The 14,737-nt window shown below is 61.6% G+C and carries 16 protein-coding genes; 3 read left to right on the top strand and 13 right to left on the bottom strand.

Features of this window, described 5'->3' with window-relative positions; genetic code table 11:
- Nucleotides 1-46 precede the first annotated feature (46 nt).
- The 7 genes from ACSQ3G_RS02045 to ACSQ3G_RS02015 form a co-directional block, all read right to left on the bottom strand.
- Complete coding sequence (locus tag ACSQ3G_RS02045; protein WP_436108856.1) at nt 47-361, bottom strand: helix-turn-helix domain-containing transcriptional regulator; 315 nt, start codon at nt 359-361, stop codon at nt 47-49.
- Between the two features lies 1 nt (nt 362).
- Nucleotides 363-683 carry a type II toxin-antitoxin system RelE/ParE family toxin gene (locus ACSQ3G_RS02040; protein WP_436108855.1) on the bottom strand — a complete coding sequence of 107 codons (321 nt, stop codon included), beginning with the start codon at nt 681-683 and terminating at the stop codon, nt 363-365.
- A 48-nt stretch (nt 684-731) separates the two neighbouring features.
- A complete protein-coding gene (gene glyS, locus ACSQ3G_RS02035; protein ID WP_436108854.1) occupies nt 732-3,098 on the bottom strand; it encodes a glycine--tRNA ligase subunit beta in 2,367 nt (788 codons plus the stop codon).
- An 85-nt stretch (nt 3,099-3,183) separates the two neighbouring features.
- Nucleotides 3,184-5,115 carry a DUF2207 domain-containing protein gene (locus ACSQ3G_RS02030; RefSeq protein WP_436108853.1) on the bottom strand — a complete coding sequence of 644 codons (1,932 nt, stop codon included), beginning with the start codon at nt 5,113-5,115 and terminating at the stop codon, nt 3,184-3,186.
- A gap of 42 nt (nt 5,116-5,157) precedes the next feature.
- The gene (locus tag ACSQ3G_RS02025) at nt 5,158-6,432 is read right to left on the bottom strand and encodes a 3-phosphoshikimate 1-carboxyvinyltransferase (protein WP_436111653.1); all 1,275 of its coding nucleotides are present in this window, start codon (nt 6,430-6,432) and stop codon (nt 5,158-5,160) included.
- Between the two features lie 87 nt (nt 6,433-6,519).
- Nucleotides 6,520-7,071, bottom strand: coding sequence for a LemA family protein (locus tag ACSQ3G_RS02020; RefSeq protein WP_046611032.1), 552 nt, complete (start codon nt 7,069-7,071; stop codon nt 6,520-6,522).
- A 442-nt stretch (nt 7,072-7,513) separates the two neighbouring features.
- On the bottom strand, nt 7,514-8,467 hold the full coding sequence (locus ACSQ3G_RS02015) for a glycine--tRNA ligase subunit alpha (RefSeq protein ID WP_105419067.1): 954 nt from the start codon (nt 8,465-8,467) through the stop codon (nt 7,514-7,516).
- A 145-nt stretch (nt 8,468-8,612) separates the two neighbouring features.
- On the opposite strand from ACSQ3G_RS02015, the gene ACSQ3G_RS02010 reads away from it, so the two are divergent.
- Complete coding sequence (locus ACSQ3G_RS02010) at nt 8,613-8,909, top strand: hypothetical protein (RefSeq protein WP_436108852.1); 297 nt, start codon at nt 8,613-8,615, stop codon at nt 8,907-8,909.
- Here ACSQ3G_RS02010 and ACSQ3G_RS02005 read toward each other — a convergent pair.
- The 4 genes from ACSQ3G_RS02005 to ACSQ3G_RS01990 form a co-directional block, all read right to left on the bottom strand.
- Nucleotides 8,890-9,294, bottom strand: a complete 405-nt coding sequence (locus tag ACSQ3G_RS02005; protein WP_436108851.1) for a PIN domain-containing protein — start codon at nt 9,292-9,294, stop codon at nt 8,890-8,892. The genes ACSQ3G_RS02010 and ACSQ3G_RS02005 overlap by 20 nt on opposite strands.
- Entirely contained in the window at nt 9,294-9,524 is a 231-nt protein-coding gene (locus tag ACSQ3G_RS02000) for an AbrB/MazE/SpoVT family DNA-binding domain-containing protein (protein ID WP_436111652.1), read from the bottom strand. Before ACSQ3G_RS02000 ends, ACSQ3G_RS02005 begins: the two co-directional genes overlap by 1 nt.
- Nucleotides 9,525-9,585: 61 nt before the next feature.
- Nucleotides 9,586-9,777 (bottom strand): hypothetical protein, encoded by a 192-nt coding sequence (locus ACSQ3G_RS01995; RefSeq protein WP_436108850.1) that lies wholly within the window; start codon nt 9,775-9,777, stop codon nt 9,586-9,588.
- A 27-nt stretch (nt 9,778-9,804) separates the two neighbouring features.
- Nucleotides 9,805-10,671, bottom strand: coding sequence for a S49 family peptidase (locus ACSQ3G_RS01990; RefSeq protein ID WP_436108849.1), 867 nt, complete (start codon nt 10,669-10,671; stop codon nt 9,805-9,807).
- Nucleotides 10,672-10,837: 166 nt separating this feature from the next.
- Between ACSQ3G_RS01990 and ACSQ3G_RS01985 the strand changes: the two genes are divergently transcribed.
- On the top strand, nt 10,838-12,178 hold the full coding sequence (locus tag ACSQ3G_RS01985; protein ID WP_436108848.1) for an Nramp family divalent metal transporter: 1,341 nt from the start codon (nt 10,838-10,840) through the stop codon (nt 12,176-12,178).
- On the opposite strand, the gene ACSQ3G_RS01980 is transcribed toward ACSQ3G_RS01985, so the two are convergent.
- Together ACSQ3G_RS01980 and ACSQ3G_RS01975 are read right to left on the bottom strand one after the other, a co-directional pair.
- Nucleotides 12,147-12,947 (bottom strand): tRNA1(Val) (adenine(37)-N6)-methyltransferase, encoded by an 801-nt coding sequence (locus tag ACSQ3G_RS01980; protein WP_436108847.1) that lies wholly within the window; start codon nt 12,945-12,947, stop codon nt 12,147-12,149. The genes ACSQ3G_RS01985 and ACSQ3G_RS01980 overlap by 32 nt on opposite strands.
- 324 nt (nt 12,948-13,271) lie before the next feature.
- The gene (locus tag ACSQ3G_RS01975) at nt 13,272-13,493 is read right to left on the bottom strand and encodes a putative signal transducing protein (protein WP_037087717.1); all 222 of its coding nucleotides are present in this window, start codon (nt 13,491-13,493) and stop codon (nt 13,272-13,274) included.
- 106 nt (nt 13,494-13,599) lie between these two features.
- On the opposite strand from ACSQ3G_RS01975, the gene ACSQ3G_RS01970 reads away from it, so the two are divergent.
- A complete protein-coding gene (locus ACSQ3G_RS01970; RefSeq protein WP_046631012.1) occupies nt 13,600-14,616 on the top strand; it encodes a polyprenyl synthetase family protein in 1,017 nt (338 codons plus the stop codon).
- The last annotated feature ends 121 nt before the right edge of the window (nt 14,617-14,737 follow it).

The raw sequence follows: 14,737 nt of genomic DNA, 5'->3' as shown, positions 1-14,737 counted from the left end.
GAACCGCCGGGTCGAAAGATCCGGCGGTTTTTTATTTGGGTCAGGATCAGGCGGCTGCCACTGCCAGGTGGATGCCCGAGCTTTCCTGCAATTGCCGGATGACATTGAACAGATTATCGGCGCGCGGATTGCCTTTAGGCCCGAACATTCGCATCAGGCTCTTGGCCGGCATATCGACCTTTTCGGCCAATCTTTCGAAACCGATCGTGGCGTTGATGAAGTCGCGCAGCACGCTCTTACCGGTTTCGAGATCACCTTCCAGAAGAAGTTCAACCGCATCCGAAAGCAAAGCGGCGCGAAATGCCGGATCCTGATCCAGCCGGGCCTTCACCGTTTCCTTGAATTCGCGTGTCAGGGCCATCTCAGCTTCCCTTCCTGGATTTGTAGTTCTGCCAATAGCCAAGCGCGGTCTCGATATCATTTTGCTGGCGTTGTTTGGTTCCGCCGACCAACAGGATCACCAGTTGCTCGCCGTCCCGACCGAAATAGATTCGGTAGCCGGGCCCATAATCGATCCGGTATTCCAGCACTCCGGCGCCGACCGACTTCACATTCGAGAGGTTGCCTTGTCCGATCCGCGTCAGCGCAATCGTCACCTTCGAGGCCGCACGGGACTCGATCTTCGAAAACCACCGCCCGAAAGGGCTCGATCCATCTGGTTCAAGGTATTCGGTGATCTTCATTGGATGATGGTAACATATGCGTCACCATAATCCAATAGCGTCGGATGTTCAGCCGCTGATCTTGGAAAAGTCCGCGACGGTCGCGGTTGCTTCGCGGATGGCCTTCAGGAGGGCCAGGCGGTTGGCGCGGATGGCGGCGTCCTCGTCGTTGACGAGCACGTCCTCGAAAAATTTGTCGACGGGGGCACGGAGTTTCGACAGGGCTTCCATGGCCGAGCGGAAGTCTTCCCTGGCGACGGCCTCGGCCGCTTCCTTCGAGGCGACGACGATCGCTGCCCAGAGCGCCTTTTCGGCATCGAGCCTCAGCAGTTCTTCCGAAACGCCATCGGCGACGACGGTGCCCTTCTTCTCTTCCGCGGCGAGCAGCTGCACGGCGCGTTTGGTGCCGGCGAGCAGGTTCTTGCCGTCTTCCGAGGTGATGAACGCCGTCAGCGCCTTGACGCGGCGGTCGACCATCAGGAGGTCGTCGGAGTCCGGGGTGAGGACCGCGTCGATCAGGTCGTGGCGGGCGCCCTGGTCGCGGAGGTAGACTTTGAGGCGGTCGTGGAAGAAGGAGAGGAGGTCGGCAAGATTTCGCCTACTTCTTACAACCCATTCAGATTCCCGCAGATTTTCGAGATATTCAAGGGGCAAATCCAAAGTGAAATTGTCCCAATGTTGAGCTATGAAGGCCTTGATCTCATTGCTTAAAGGTGCAGGAAAAGAATCCCCCAAGGCTTCACTCCGCGATGAGCCGCTTTTAAGAGCCAACCACCAGCTATAATAGTTCTGGAAATGATCGATAATCGCATTCTCGATCAGAGAGACCCGGGTTTTTCGCTCAAGCAAAATCCGTACGACGCCGAGCGCAGCGCGGCGCAGCGCATAAGGATCCTTTGAGCCGGTTGGCTTCTCATCAATAATCCAGAAACCAACGAGTGTATCGAGCTTGTCGGCGAGTGCGACAGTGATCGCCACCCGGTCTTCCGGAACGCGGTCGGAGGGGCCTTGCGGCTTGTAGTGGTCTTCGATGGCGGCGGCGACGGACGCATCTTCGCCCTGCAGCGCCGCATATTTACGGCCCATCAAGCCCTGCAGTTCAGGAAATTCGCCGACCGCCTCGGTACGAAGGTCGGCCTTGGCCAAGACCACGGCGCGATCGACGAGGGCCGGATCGGCGCCCGTGACCTTCGCCAATTCCTGAGCCAGTGCGCGGATGCGGGCGACGCGTTCGCCCTGTGTCCCGAGCTTGGCGTGGAACGTCACGTTCAGCGCGTCGAGCTTTGCCATGCGCTGGTCGAGTGGCTTCTTGAGGTCCAGGTCGAACTTCGCAGCTGATGCTTCCAGCGTGTCGAGGTCGGGCATGTCGCCCTGGTCGCGGGTCCAAAAATGCTTGGCGTCGGAGAGACGGGCGCGCACGACCTTGCCGTTGCCGTGCATGATCTCCTTGCCGCCGTCCTTCGCCTCGATGTTCGAAATCAGGATGAAGCGGTTGGAGAGCCCTTCCCCGCCGGCCTGCGGGCGGGTGACGAAACATTTCTGGTTGGTCTTGATGGTCAGGCGGATGATTTCGGACGGGATTTCGAGATAGTCCTGTTCGAATTCGCCCATCAGCACATGCGGCCATTCGACGAGGCCGGAGACTTCCTCCAGAAGGCCCTCGTCCTCGACTAGGTCGAGCCCGTTGGCGAAGGCGAGATCGCGGGCATCGTGCAGGATGACGTCCTTGCGGCGATCGGCATCGAGCATGACCTTCGCCTTTTCGAGGCTCGTCACGTAGTCGTCGAAACGGCGCACGGTGATGGCGGCAGGCGCATGGAACCGATGGCCGTAAGTGATGTTGCTGGCGGTCAGCCCGTCGATCTCGAAGGGGATGACCTGGGTTTCGTCATGTTCCGGGCCGAAAACGCAGACGATCGACTGCAGCGGGCGCACCCAGCGCAGGCTTTCCGGACCTTTGCCGTCAATGCCGGCGAAACGCGCGCCCTTCGGCATGGAAGCGGCACCCCAGCGCATCGATTTCGGCCACGGGAAATTGCGGATGATGCCGGGCATCACCTCGGCGATGATCTCTTCCGCCGGACGGCCGGGCCTGGCGATGACGGCGACGTAGAAATCGCCCTTCTTCGGGTCGTTGACGACCTGGGCCTCGGAGACCGACGAAAGACCCGCACCGCGCAAAAAGCCGGCGATGGCGCCTTCCGGCGCGTCGGTGCGCGGACCCTTGCGTTCCTCGCGCTGATCTGCCGAGCGAGCCGTCAGGCCGCGGATATCCAGCGTCAGGCGACGCGGCGTCCAGTACTCGCGCGCACCCTCATAGGTCAGGCCCGCTTCCACCAGCGCGTCGGTGACGAGCTTTTTCAGGTCTCCCGCCGCCTTGCGCTGCATGCGGGCGGGAATTTCCTCCGAGCGGAGTTCGAGAAGCAGATCGGGCATGATGATGTCTTTGCGCTAACAATAAGGTCGCGGCGGACTTAGCAAGCCCGTCGCCAAAAGTCATCAGTCGGATTGGGGAAAGTCTCTACCAGCCGCCTCCGCCGCCACCGCCTCCGCCGCCACCGGACGAACCGCCGGAAAAGCCGGAGGAGGAGGACGAGGATTTTGGCGCGGGGATGGTCGAGGCGATGGTGGAGGCCATCGAGGAGGAGAAACCGCCGATGCGGTCGCCGAAATTGGATCCGTAATTGCCGCTATACCAGCCGGGCGCATAGGCGCCGGCGGCAGCGCCTGCCGCGGCGCTTGCAAGCCAGGTCTCGAATGTGTTGCTCCACGGCTTTTCGACGCCGAGCGCTACCGCATAGGGCAGAAGCTTTTCGAAATGCTGCGGCGACATGGTAGGGGCGCCGGCCGTGTTCATGCGGTCCTTTTCGGCGAGCGTCAGGTAGATGCGCAGGCCCTCTATGCCATCCATCAGCTTGCGGCCGAGCGGCGTCGGCGCACCTATCAGGAAGAAGAAGATGACGTTGGCGAGCACGATGCCGCCGACCGAGACCAGGATCGGCCAATGCTCGTTGCCGGTCATCTCCGACAGGACCGCCACGAGGATGGCCGAGCCGATCGAGATCGCAACGAGGCCGATGACGCCGAGGATAACGACCGAGACGATTTTCGATAACAGCGACGAGCCGCGGCGGAAGCCCTTGCCGAAACCAACGGCAAGGAAACCGAAGACCACGGCGAAAAACGCGGTGATGATCAGCAGGGCGATCATGTCCGGTTCGAGATTGCCGAACACCAGCAAAGCCACGATGGAAAGCACGCTCAGGATGACGCCGCCGATCACGTAACCCTTGTTGCCGTTGTAATATTGGCCGCGATGTTCCTTCTCGATCGCCTGGCGGAAACTCGCGCCGATCGACTGGACAGTGGTGCCGTGGGCCTCGTCGATGATCAGTTCCTGCCCCTTGGCCCCGATGGAGCCGAGGATCGAGGCCTGGCCGATCGGCACCGCCCTCGGCACTGCCTTGTCGGTGCGCCGGATGACGATCTTTTCCGCGAGATCCTCCAGCGTCACATAACCCTTGACCGCCAGATCCAGCGCGCTTGCGGCAAACGCCGTCCAGCCGCCGCCGGAAAAGCCCTTGTTGTCGATGTAGTTGACCAGAGCCGGCGACAGCCCCTCCGGCGCATCCCAGCGCGGCACGACGACACCCCGATCCGGGTCGCGACCGACGCGGACCCAGAACGCGGCATAATAACCGACGACGAGGACAAGGCCGACGATCGAGATGATCGTCCCGATATTGTCGCGCCACCACCACGCGCTTTCCTGATCCCTGGACGGAGGGGCTACAACCCCCTTGGGAAAGCCCGCGACGATCGTCAGGCCCTCCTGCGCGCCGAGCGGCCTTGTGGTCGAGAACACCGCCTGATTGCCATTCGCCTGCATGCGGGCATTGCGGGCGGTGGAGCCGAGCGGGCCGGTATAGGCGGCGGTCTGGGTTATCCGCGCGCTGCCCGGCAGGGTCACCCGCGCCGAGGCCTGGGCGATGCGGAATTCCCAGCCATTGCCGGTGGCGTTCCAGTAAAGCTCGTCATGGTCGTCGAAATAGCGGATCTGCCGATCGGTCTTGTAGGTGAAAACGAAGGTGTGTTCGCCATCCCGGAGGAAGACGTCCTTGTCGCCGGAATAGATGCGGATGCCGCCGGTAACGCTTTCCGTATGGAAGGGTTCGGCCTGGCCGTCGCGGGTGACGGAAACGACCTCGAAGCCGACCCGCACGGTGCGGCCGGCCGCATCCGTCATGGTCAGCGGGAAGTCGCGAAACAGGCCGCGCTTGATCCTGTCGCCTTCCGCATTGGCGACAATCGTTTCGGCAACCGTCAGGTCGCCGTTTTCCGCGACCTGGATGTCGGAATGATAGGAGCGGATATATTCCTCCGTCGCGGCGGGCAGCGCCGCCGACAAGGAGAAAAGTAATGCCAGGCCAAGGCCGGAGAACCACCGCATCACGACATTCCTCCTCTTCGGCACCAGCCGATCCGGGTTTTCCGCTTAAACTATGTCCGTATATTCGACGCCGAGTGAGGCCAGCACGTCCCAATAGCTGGGGAAGGTCTTGGCGACGCAATCCGGATCGAGAATGGTGATGCCGCCGATCATCAACCCGGCAAGCGCAAAGCTCATGGCAATGCGATGGTCGGCGAAGGTGTTGATCTCCGCCGGCAGGGTCTGGCCGGCAAGCGACCGGTCGGAGGCGACGATCAGGTCGTCGCCCTCTTCCGTCGCAAGGCCGTCGCGAATGGCGTTGAGGCCGAGCGAGAGCGCCCTCACCCGGTCGCATTCCTTGACGCGCAGGTTGGCGATACCGGTAAAACGCACCGGCGTTTCGTTGAAGGCGGCGAGCACGGCAAGCGTCGGGATCGCGTCCTGCATCTGCGAGCCATCGATTTCGGCCGGCAGGTGCGGGAACTGCGCGATCACTTCGTAAGCCTTGGCATCCGGCTGGGTGAAGGCGGTGGCCGCCACGCCGAGATCGATGGCGCCACCGGTCAGCACCTCGGCGGCCCAGAGATAGGTGGCGGCCGACGCGTCCGGTTCAATCACGAAATCCGCCGCGCGATATCCGGTCGGTTCGACCTTCCATGTCGCCGCATCGATCTGCTCGACCTTGGCGCCGAAAGCCTGCATGGCGGCGAGCGTCAGGTCCACATAACCGCGGGCGCCGATTTCCGCGCCGGCCAGCGCAACCGTCAAGGGGGCGTTGGCGCCTTGGCTGACAAGCGGCCCCGCCATCAGCAGCGCCGAGACGTATTGGCTGGAGAGACCGGCATCGATCTCGACGCGGCCGGAGGCGAAATGGCCATTGCCGCGAACCGTCACCGGCGGGCAGCCGGTCGGCGCTTCGGCATCGATGCCGAGCGATTTCAGGGCGGCGACCAGCGGGCCGATCGGCCGCTTGCGCATGTGTTCGTCGCCATCGACGACGACGGTGCCCGCAACGGAAGCGACAGCCGCCGTGAGGAACCGGGTCGCGGTGCCGGCGTTGCCGAGGAACAGCGGGGTAGAGGGCGGCAGAAGCTTGCCGCTGCCGGTGACGACAAAGGTGGTCTCGTCCGGCTCGTCGACCGAAACGCCCATGGCCCTCAAAGCGTCGGCCATGTAGCGCGTGTCGTCGCTGCGCAGGGCGCCGGTCAACCGGCTGGTGCCGCTGGCAAGGCCTGCCAGAAGCAGCGCACGGTTGGTGATCGACTTGGAACCCGGCGGCATGGCGCGTCCGGAAAGCGGCTTGCCCGGCGGCAGGATGGTGAGTTTGGCTCTACCCATGATATTCGTCTCTTAACGCCAATGGAATGCCGCAACGAGCGGCCGACCGCGCTCTTAAACCGTTGCGGCACGAAGGTCCAATGGCGGATTTCAGAACTTGACGGTCGGGACCGCCCGATCGGCGGCGTTCTCGATCTCGAAATACTCGCGCTTCGAGAAGCCGAACTGGCCGGCGACGAGGTTGTTGGGGAAGCTCTCGACCTTGACGTTCAGATCGCGAGCCGCACCGTTATAGTACCGCCGCGACATCTGGATCTCGCTTTCGATGGTTTCGAGCGAGGCCTGCAGTTCGGAAAAATTCTCGTTCGCCTTGAGGTCCGGATAGGCCTCGGCAAGTGCTATGATCTTGCCGAGTGCCTGGCCGAGCAGGCCTTCCGCCTGGGCGCGACCGGCGACGTCGCCTGCCGGCACCGCCTGCGCCTGGTTGCGCAGCTTGACGACTTCCTCGAACGTGCCCTTTTCGTGGGCTGCGTATCCCTTGACCGTCTCGATCAGGTTCGGGATCAGGTCGGCGCGGCGCTTCAATTGAACGTCGATGCCGGACCACGCCTCCTCCGCCATCTGGCGCGCTTTGACGAGGCCGTTGTAGATCATAACGACGTAGAATGCGACGAGAACAATTATGCCGATCAAAATGTACATCTGAGTCTCCCGACTTGCCATTGCGATGGGACAGTAGAGGCCTGGTATAAAAAAGTGGTTGAAGTCATCGATTATTTTTCATGGTCAATTTTTTGACTTACCGCAAAGTCCCGACCGTCCGGATACCCTAGATTCTCTTACAGAAAAACGGGCGATTCCAAAGATTCGGCCCCACCTCAAAACAATCTGGATGGAATTGCCATGGCGTGCCTGGTGCGAACCGCCAATGTGCTGGCGTTTGCCGTGCTGTTTTTTCAGTACGGGGTAATGATGAGGCCCCCGGAGCCGGCCGGCACGCGCCGGTTTCTGCAGATCTACGCAGGACAGCTTCCAACCGGTGCCTACCCGACAATCAAACCTATCTGGCAGTTGGGCACGCAGTGGACCGGAGGCGTTTGAACGGTTCGCCGCGCAGCGTCAATCCCGCTCCAAAACCCGGACCTCAGGCGGCCCGGCCGAAATTCGCACCACCGGCATCGGTCATCAGGAAGGCCTCGCCGCAGGCTTTCGCCAGCGTGCGGACGCGCAGGATATAGCTCTGGCGTTCGGTGACCGAGATCACTCCGCGGGCATCCAGCAGGTTGAAGACGTGGGACGCCTTGATGCACTGGTCATAGGCGGGGAAGACGCATTTGTGCAGCATCTGGTTGGCGTTCGCGCCCGGAGCGCCGGCCGCGAGCAGCGCCTGGCATTCCTTTTCCGCGTCGATAAAATGCCGGTGCAGCATGGCGGTATCGGCAAATTCGAAGTTATGGCGGGAATATTCCTGCTCGGCCTGCAGGAAAACGTCACCATAGGAGATCTTTTCCTCGCCCTCGCGACCGTTGAAATTGAGCTCGTAGATGCTGTCCACGCCCTGCAGATAAGTGGCGAGGCGTTCGAGACCGTAAGTCAGTTCGCCGGCGACCGGCGCGCATTCGATGCCGCAGACCTGCTGGAAGTAAGTGAACTGCGAGACTTCCATGCCGTCGCACCAGCATTCCCAGCCGAGGCCCCAGGCGCCGAGCGTCGGGCTTTCCCAGTCGTCCTCGACAAAACGCACGTCGTGCAGCAGCGGATCGAGGCCGATTGCCGCGAGCGAGCCCAGATAGAGTTCCTGCAGGTTCGGCGGGTTCGGCTTCAGGATGACTTGGAACTGGTAATAATGCTGCAGCCGGTTGGGGTTTTCGCCGTAACGACCGTCGGACGGACGACGCGACGGCTGCACATAGGCAGCCTTCCACGGCTTCGGCCCAAGGGCACGCAGCGTGGTGGCCGGATGGAAGGTACCGGCACCGACTTCCATGTCGTAAGGCTGCAGGATCGCACAGCCCTTGTCCGCCCAGTAATTCTGGAGCGCGAGGATCAGCCCCTGGAAGGAGCGGGTCGGAGACATGTGGTCGGGCAGCTCGGTCATGGCCATATCTGTGTCGGTTCGAGGATGCGGACGAGTGCCACGCATCAGGGGCACGGGTCAAGGATTTATGCGTTTGGGGCGGTTGCGGGGATGCCGAAACGGCACGATCCATGTTAAGGTTCGCCCGTTCTTCCGGCGAAAGACCATGAACGTCAAGAACAGCTTCACCTTGTCCGAGCGCTCTCTGCGACTTGCCGAAAAGCTCGTTGAGGACGGTCAGTTTCCGTCCGTCGAAAAAGTCCTCGAGGCCGGCATCGAGAGCCTGCTGAGGGATGAGGAAAGTTCCGCTCATGAGGATCCGCTGATCGGCATGAAGGACGAAATCCGCCGCCGCGCGAAGCTGCCGCGAGATCAGTGGCTGCCGTGGGATGGAGATGAGATGGCTGCGCGCGTCCGCGAGCAGCTCGCGGAAAAGCGTAGGATCAACGGAACGGATTTATAACCGTAAGCGTCCCTTCGACGATCAAGCCGTCCTGAAGATCTTCCGAGTAATAGCGCGTGCAATTGGCTTCTAAAGCTGCTGCCACCATCAACGCATCATAGAAGGCGAAATTGTATCGCCCGACAAGCTTTAAAGCGGTCATTGTCATCTGCTGATCCATGGGAACGATCATTGACGCCAATCTGGAAAGAACCTCGATCGCTTCCTCAATCTGCTCCAGCGGATGTTTAAGCTTCTTCCGCGCCACGTTTGCGAACTCGTTCAGCCCCTGAGTACTGAGGACGAATGGAGAGGCCATTAATTGCTGGGCGGCCGCTGCTCGTGGGTCTTTGGTGAAGGCGTAGACGATGATGTTGGTGTCCAAAAAATTCGCGACCGTCGGCATCAGCGCGAATTCGCCTCGTCACGATCGAACTTCCAGTCAGGAGGCAAGTCCCATTTGAAGGATTTGAGCTTTTCGAGTGCTTTCCGCCGGGTATCGTCGCGCTCGATTTCAAATACGGCGGCATCCGCGACACGCACAGCAATATCATCGCCTTCCTTGAGGCCCAAAGCGTCGACCACGGACGCCGGAATCCGGATTGCGAGACTATTTCCCCACTTGGCGACCTGCATCACACGCTCCTATGATATACTTCGCAAACGTATATCATCAATCTGCCCTTTTGATAATAGGTCACTCCTCCTCCCTCTTCACCCTATACTCCCCCGTCGTCGGGTCCGGTTCCAGGGTGCCGATCGCGCCGGTCTGGCGTTCCTTTTCCTCGCGGCGGGTGCGCGATGACAGTCTTTCGGCGTCCTTGATGAACTTCTTGTAGAGCATCCAGCCGCCGCCGATGACGATGATCAGAAATAAAAGCTGCGCCATTTCCCCTCTCGCGCTATCCTGACGACCTCAAAGGCCGTAGCGGCTCCACATTGCCTTTTCTTCCAGGCTCGCCGCAAGTCCCGTGACTGCGCCTGCGGCGATTTCTCCAGCCTTGCCCTCGCCGAAGACGACGCCGGGCACGCGGCGGCCGAACAGGGTACGGGCGCTGCCGATCAGTTCCAGCTTCGTATCCTTGCCGTAACGGCGCTTGAGGACCTCGCGCATGTCGCCGAGACTGTCGACTAGGCCGAGATCGAGGCCGCGCAAACCGCTCCAGAACAGGCCCGAAAAGATCGTCGCGTCGTCGGCGAGCCGCTCGCCGCGGCGCATCTTGACCATCTCGATGAAGACCTTGTGGATTTCGAGCTGCAGGGCCTTCAGGTATTCGATGTCGCCTTCCTTTTCCGGCTGGAAGGGATCGAGGATCACCTTGTTCTCGCCGGCGGTATAGACGCGGCGCTCGACGCCGATCTTGCGCAACAGTTCCGGAAAGCCGAAACCGCCGGACACGACACCGATCGAGCCGACGATGGAGGTCGGATCGGCAAAGATTTCATCCCCGGCGAGCGCGATCATATAGCCGCCCGAGGCCGCGACATCCTCGACGAAGACCAGCACCTTCTTGTTCTTTTCTTCCGCCAGCGAGCGGATGCGCTGGAAGATCAGGCGCGACTGGACGGGCGATCCGCCTGGCGAATTGATCGAGATCGCGACGACCGGCGCATCCTTCTTGGCGAAGGCCTTGTCGAGCATCGGCGCCACGCCGGCCAGGTTGAGGCTCTGCTTGAACTGGCTGCCGCCGGCCATGATCGCTCCGTGAAGCCGCACGACGGGAATCGTCAGCCCCTTCTTACGGAACCGTTTCGGCATCAACCTCTTCAAAAACCCGGCCATTTCTTTTCCTTCTGTCGCGTTCGGCTCTGCCAAAGCATGTATGTGACGGATTTTCAAACGCAATGGCTGCGCCGCTTAAAGCAGGATTTTGATTTTCTAGTTGCGAATGACTTGCATTACCATTCCAACAAGGCATTATCCGCTCGCAAACGAAGAGAGTGTGACAATGGACGTTTTGGGTTCGAAGCAGGAAAGCGGCTGGCGGAACAAGCGGGGAGAGGCATCGCTTTCCGACGTCCATCGAAGCATCGACATCTCCCAATCCGGATCCCGTTGGCGGCGGCTCGCTGCCTTTGCGGGGCCGGGTTACCTGGTCGCAGTCGGCTACATGGACCCCGGCAACTGGGCGACCTCGCTCGCCGGCGGGTCGAAGTTCGGCTATGCGCTGCTCGCGGTCGCGCTGCTTTCCAACCTGATGGCGATCGTGCTGCAGTCGCTCTGTGCGCGCCTTGCGATCGCATCGGGCCGAGATCTGGCTCAGGCCTGCCGCGACGCGTTCCCGAAATGGGTTTCCATCCCGCTCTGGGCACTTGCCGAAATCGCCATCATCGCCACCGACATCGCCGAAGTGATCGGCACCGCCATCGGCCTCAACCTGATCTTCGGCATTCCGCTCGAGCTCGGCGTGCTGATCACGGCACTCGACGTTTTCATCATCCTTTACCTGCAGAAGATGGGTTTCCGCTGGGTCGAAGCCTTCATCATCACCCTGCTCGGCGTCATCGCCGTCTGCTTCGCAATCCAGATCTTCCTCGCCGATCCGCAGTGGGGCGGCGTCATCCGCGGCTTCTTCCCGACAACCGAGATCGTCACCAATCCGGAGATGCTCTATCTGGCGCTCGGCATTCTCGGCGCGACCGTCATGCCGCACAATCTCTACCTGCATTCCGGCATCGTGCAGACCCGCAACTATGGCCACACCCTGCCGGAAAAGAAGGAAGCACTCACCTATGCAACGATCGACTCCACCGTCGCGCTCTGTTTCGCACTGTTGATCAATGCCTCGATCCTGATCCTCGCGGCAGCCGCCTTCAACAGCACCGGGCGGACTGAGGTAGCCGAGCTCGGCGAAGCCCATTCGCTGCTGGCGCCGCTGCTCGGCCTTGCCATCGCACCGACGCTTTTCGGGATCGCCCTGCTCTGCTGCGGCCTGAACTCGACGGTGACGGCGACGCTTGCGGGTCAGATCGTCATGGAAGGCTTCCTCAAGATGAAGCTGCAGCCTTGGATCCGCCGGCTGATCACCCGGGCGATCGCCATCATTCCGGCTGCGTTCGTGACGATATGGTACGGCGATGCGGGCACGGCGGAACTGCTGATCCTGACCCAGGTCGTGCTCAGCCTTCAGCTTTCCTTCGCGGTCTTCCCGCTCGTCATGTTCACCGCCAGCAAGGCCAAGATGGGTCAACTCGTGGCGCCGATCTGGCTCTCAGGCATCGCATGGCTGATCGCCGTCGTCATCGCCGGCCTCAACGTCAAGCTTCTCGTGGATTTCGTTTCGGGCTGAGGCGGGAATAGGCGGCGCGGCCATTGTTCAGGTCGTCCACGAACGCCGAAAAAGCATGGCCATCCGCGCCATGCACGAAAAGCGGCGCCCTGAATGTCAGGCGGGCGCGCGAGCCCTTGACGGCGGTGACGAGGATGCGTGTGGCGCTTTCGTCCGGCCGAGGATGGAGAGCCGTGATTTCCAAGCCGCCGAAACGCCTGCCACAGGCGTCGATGATCTCGGCGATCGATTGCGGCCGGGCGATCAGCGACAACTGCCCGCCAGGCTTCATGATCGCGCCGGCGGTGCGGATCCAGGCTTCGAACAGATCTTCCGTCATCGCATGCGCCTCGGCCTTCAACGCATCAGGCGTCTTGCGGTCGCTGGCATCGTTGAAGGGCGGGTTCATGATCACGTGGTCATGAATTTCGTCGACAAGGCCGGCGGCGAGCCGCGGCTTTCCGGTCAGGGTCACATCCGCTTCCAGCACCTCGACGCGACCGGCCAGGAAGGCGTTTTCGGGAAGTTCCAGCGTCCTGCGCGCATAGTCGGCCATCAGCGGCGATTTCTCGATCAGCAGGACTTTCGAATGCGGCAGCCGCGCGGCGACCGCAAGACCTGCAGCGCCTGCGCCCGAACCGAGATCGGCGACGCTCACCGGCTTGTCAGCGGCGACCAGCGAAGCGAGCAGCATCGCATCGACGCCTGACCGATGCCCGCCGCCCTTCGGCTGCATGACGTGAAAGCGGCCGCGATGGAAGGCATCGACGGTGTGGGTTGGAGTGCTCATACTTTGCGGCACCATTGAGCGCTGGTAGTCGGCAGCCCCCCTCTGCCCTGCCGGGCATCTCCCCCACAGATGGGGAGATCACAAGCGGCGTGATCATCGCCCTCCCAAATACGGCGTGCCGGAAGAGAGGCCAGATAAAAATGTGCGAGAAGATACGCCGCACGTTGGTGCGCAGAATGAGACGTCAAATTTGAAGCGGCGAGCGTGCGCCCAGCCGATCTCCCAACCCGTGGGGGAGATGCCCGGCAGGGCAGAGGGGGGCGATCCGCGAGAACGCTCAATGCTAAAGCTCCGGAAAAACTGAGGACCGAGGATCCACAACCATCAAGGCCGCAGCTCCGCTTCCAGCCCCGCGTCCTTCAAGATCCGCCGAGCCTCGTCGGCGCGCTCGCCGTCGACCATCAGCCGGCGCTGCAAGAGGCCGAGAGAGCCTTCGAGCACGCTCATCGACTGGTCGGCCACCATGCAGTAGATGCCCGCATCCTTCATCAGGCTCTGGGCCAGCGACAGGATCACGATGTCGTTGGTGCGGATGATCTCCAGCATGGCTTGTTTGTTACCCCATTATATCTGGCGGGATGCGATTTGCGCTTGCCGCACTATCAGCCTCTTTCTATTGTCGTTTGAAAGATTTCGATAGGGAGGCCTGACATTGGGCGTCGTCATACCGCTTGAAGAAGGCAAAAACAAACTGGCATCCGTCAAACCGCTGGTGGATCTCACCAAGGCGGACATGGATCGGGTCAACCAGCTGATCCTTTCCAAGGCCGGCTCCGACGTGCAGATGATCCCGGAAGTCGCCAACCACCTGATCTCGTCCGGCGGCAAACGGCTGCGGCCGATGCTGACGCTCGCGTCCGCTGCCCTGTTCGGATACCAGGGCGAAGGCCATGTGAAGCTTGCGACCAGCGTCGAGTTCATGCACACGGCAACGCTGCTCCACGACGATGTGGTGGACGAAAGCGATCTGCGCCGCGGGCGTTCCACCGCACGGATGATCTGGGGAAATCAGGCAAGCGTTCTGGTCGGTGATTTCCTGCTTGGCCAGGCCTTCCGGATGATGGTGGAGGTCGGCTCTCTCGAAGCGCTCGACGTGCTGTCGGCCGCAGCGTCCGTGATCGCCGAAGGCGAAGTGCTGCAGCTTTCCGTCGCCAAGAACATGGAGACGACCGAGGACGACTATCTTTCCGTCATCCGCGCCAAGACGGCTGCGCTGTTTGCGGCCGCCGCCGAAGTCGGGCCGATCATCGCCAATGCCGACAAGGCCGGCCGGGGCGCGCTGAAATCCTACGGCATGAACCTTGGCCTTGCGTTCCAGCTCGTCGACGACGCGCTCGACTACGGCGGCAAGGCTGCCGATCTCGGCAAGAATGTCGGCGACGATTTCCGCGAGGGCAAGATCACGCTGCCCGTCATCCTCTCCTATCGCCGCGGCACCGAGGCCGAGCGCGCCTTCTGGCGCCAGGCGATCGAGAAGGGCGAGAGCAGCGACGAGAACCTGGAAAAGGCGCTCGGCCTGATCAACAAATACGGCGCCCTGAACGACACGATCGGCCGGGCGCTGCATTACGGCACGATCGCCCGCGATGCGCTGGCACCGCTTCCGGCCTCGCCGCTGAAAGCCGCTCTTCTCGAAGTGATCGACTTTTCGATCCAGCGCGTCAACTGACCGAAAGCCGCCCGCTGTCGAAGGTGTGACCGGCGCCGCCCCCATGCGGCGCTGGGGATTTCCTTGCGGACGTGCTTCAAAAAAGCCATTCTATCATGAATCAATAGGGCGGAATTGGCGG

It is taken from the genome of Neorhizobium tomejilense (assembly GCF_964254135.1).
In the GTDB taxonomy this organism is placed as follows: domain Bacteria; phylum Pseudomonadota; class Alphaproteobacteria; order Rhizobiales; family Rhizobiaceae; genus Neorhizobium; species Neorhizobium tomejilense.
This window is presented reverse-complemented; position numbering and strand designations above follow the sequence as displayed.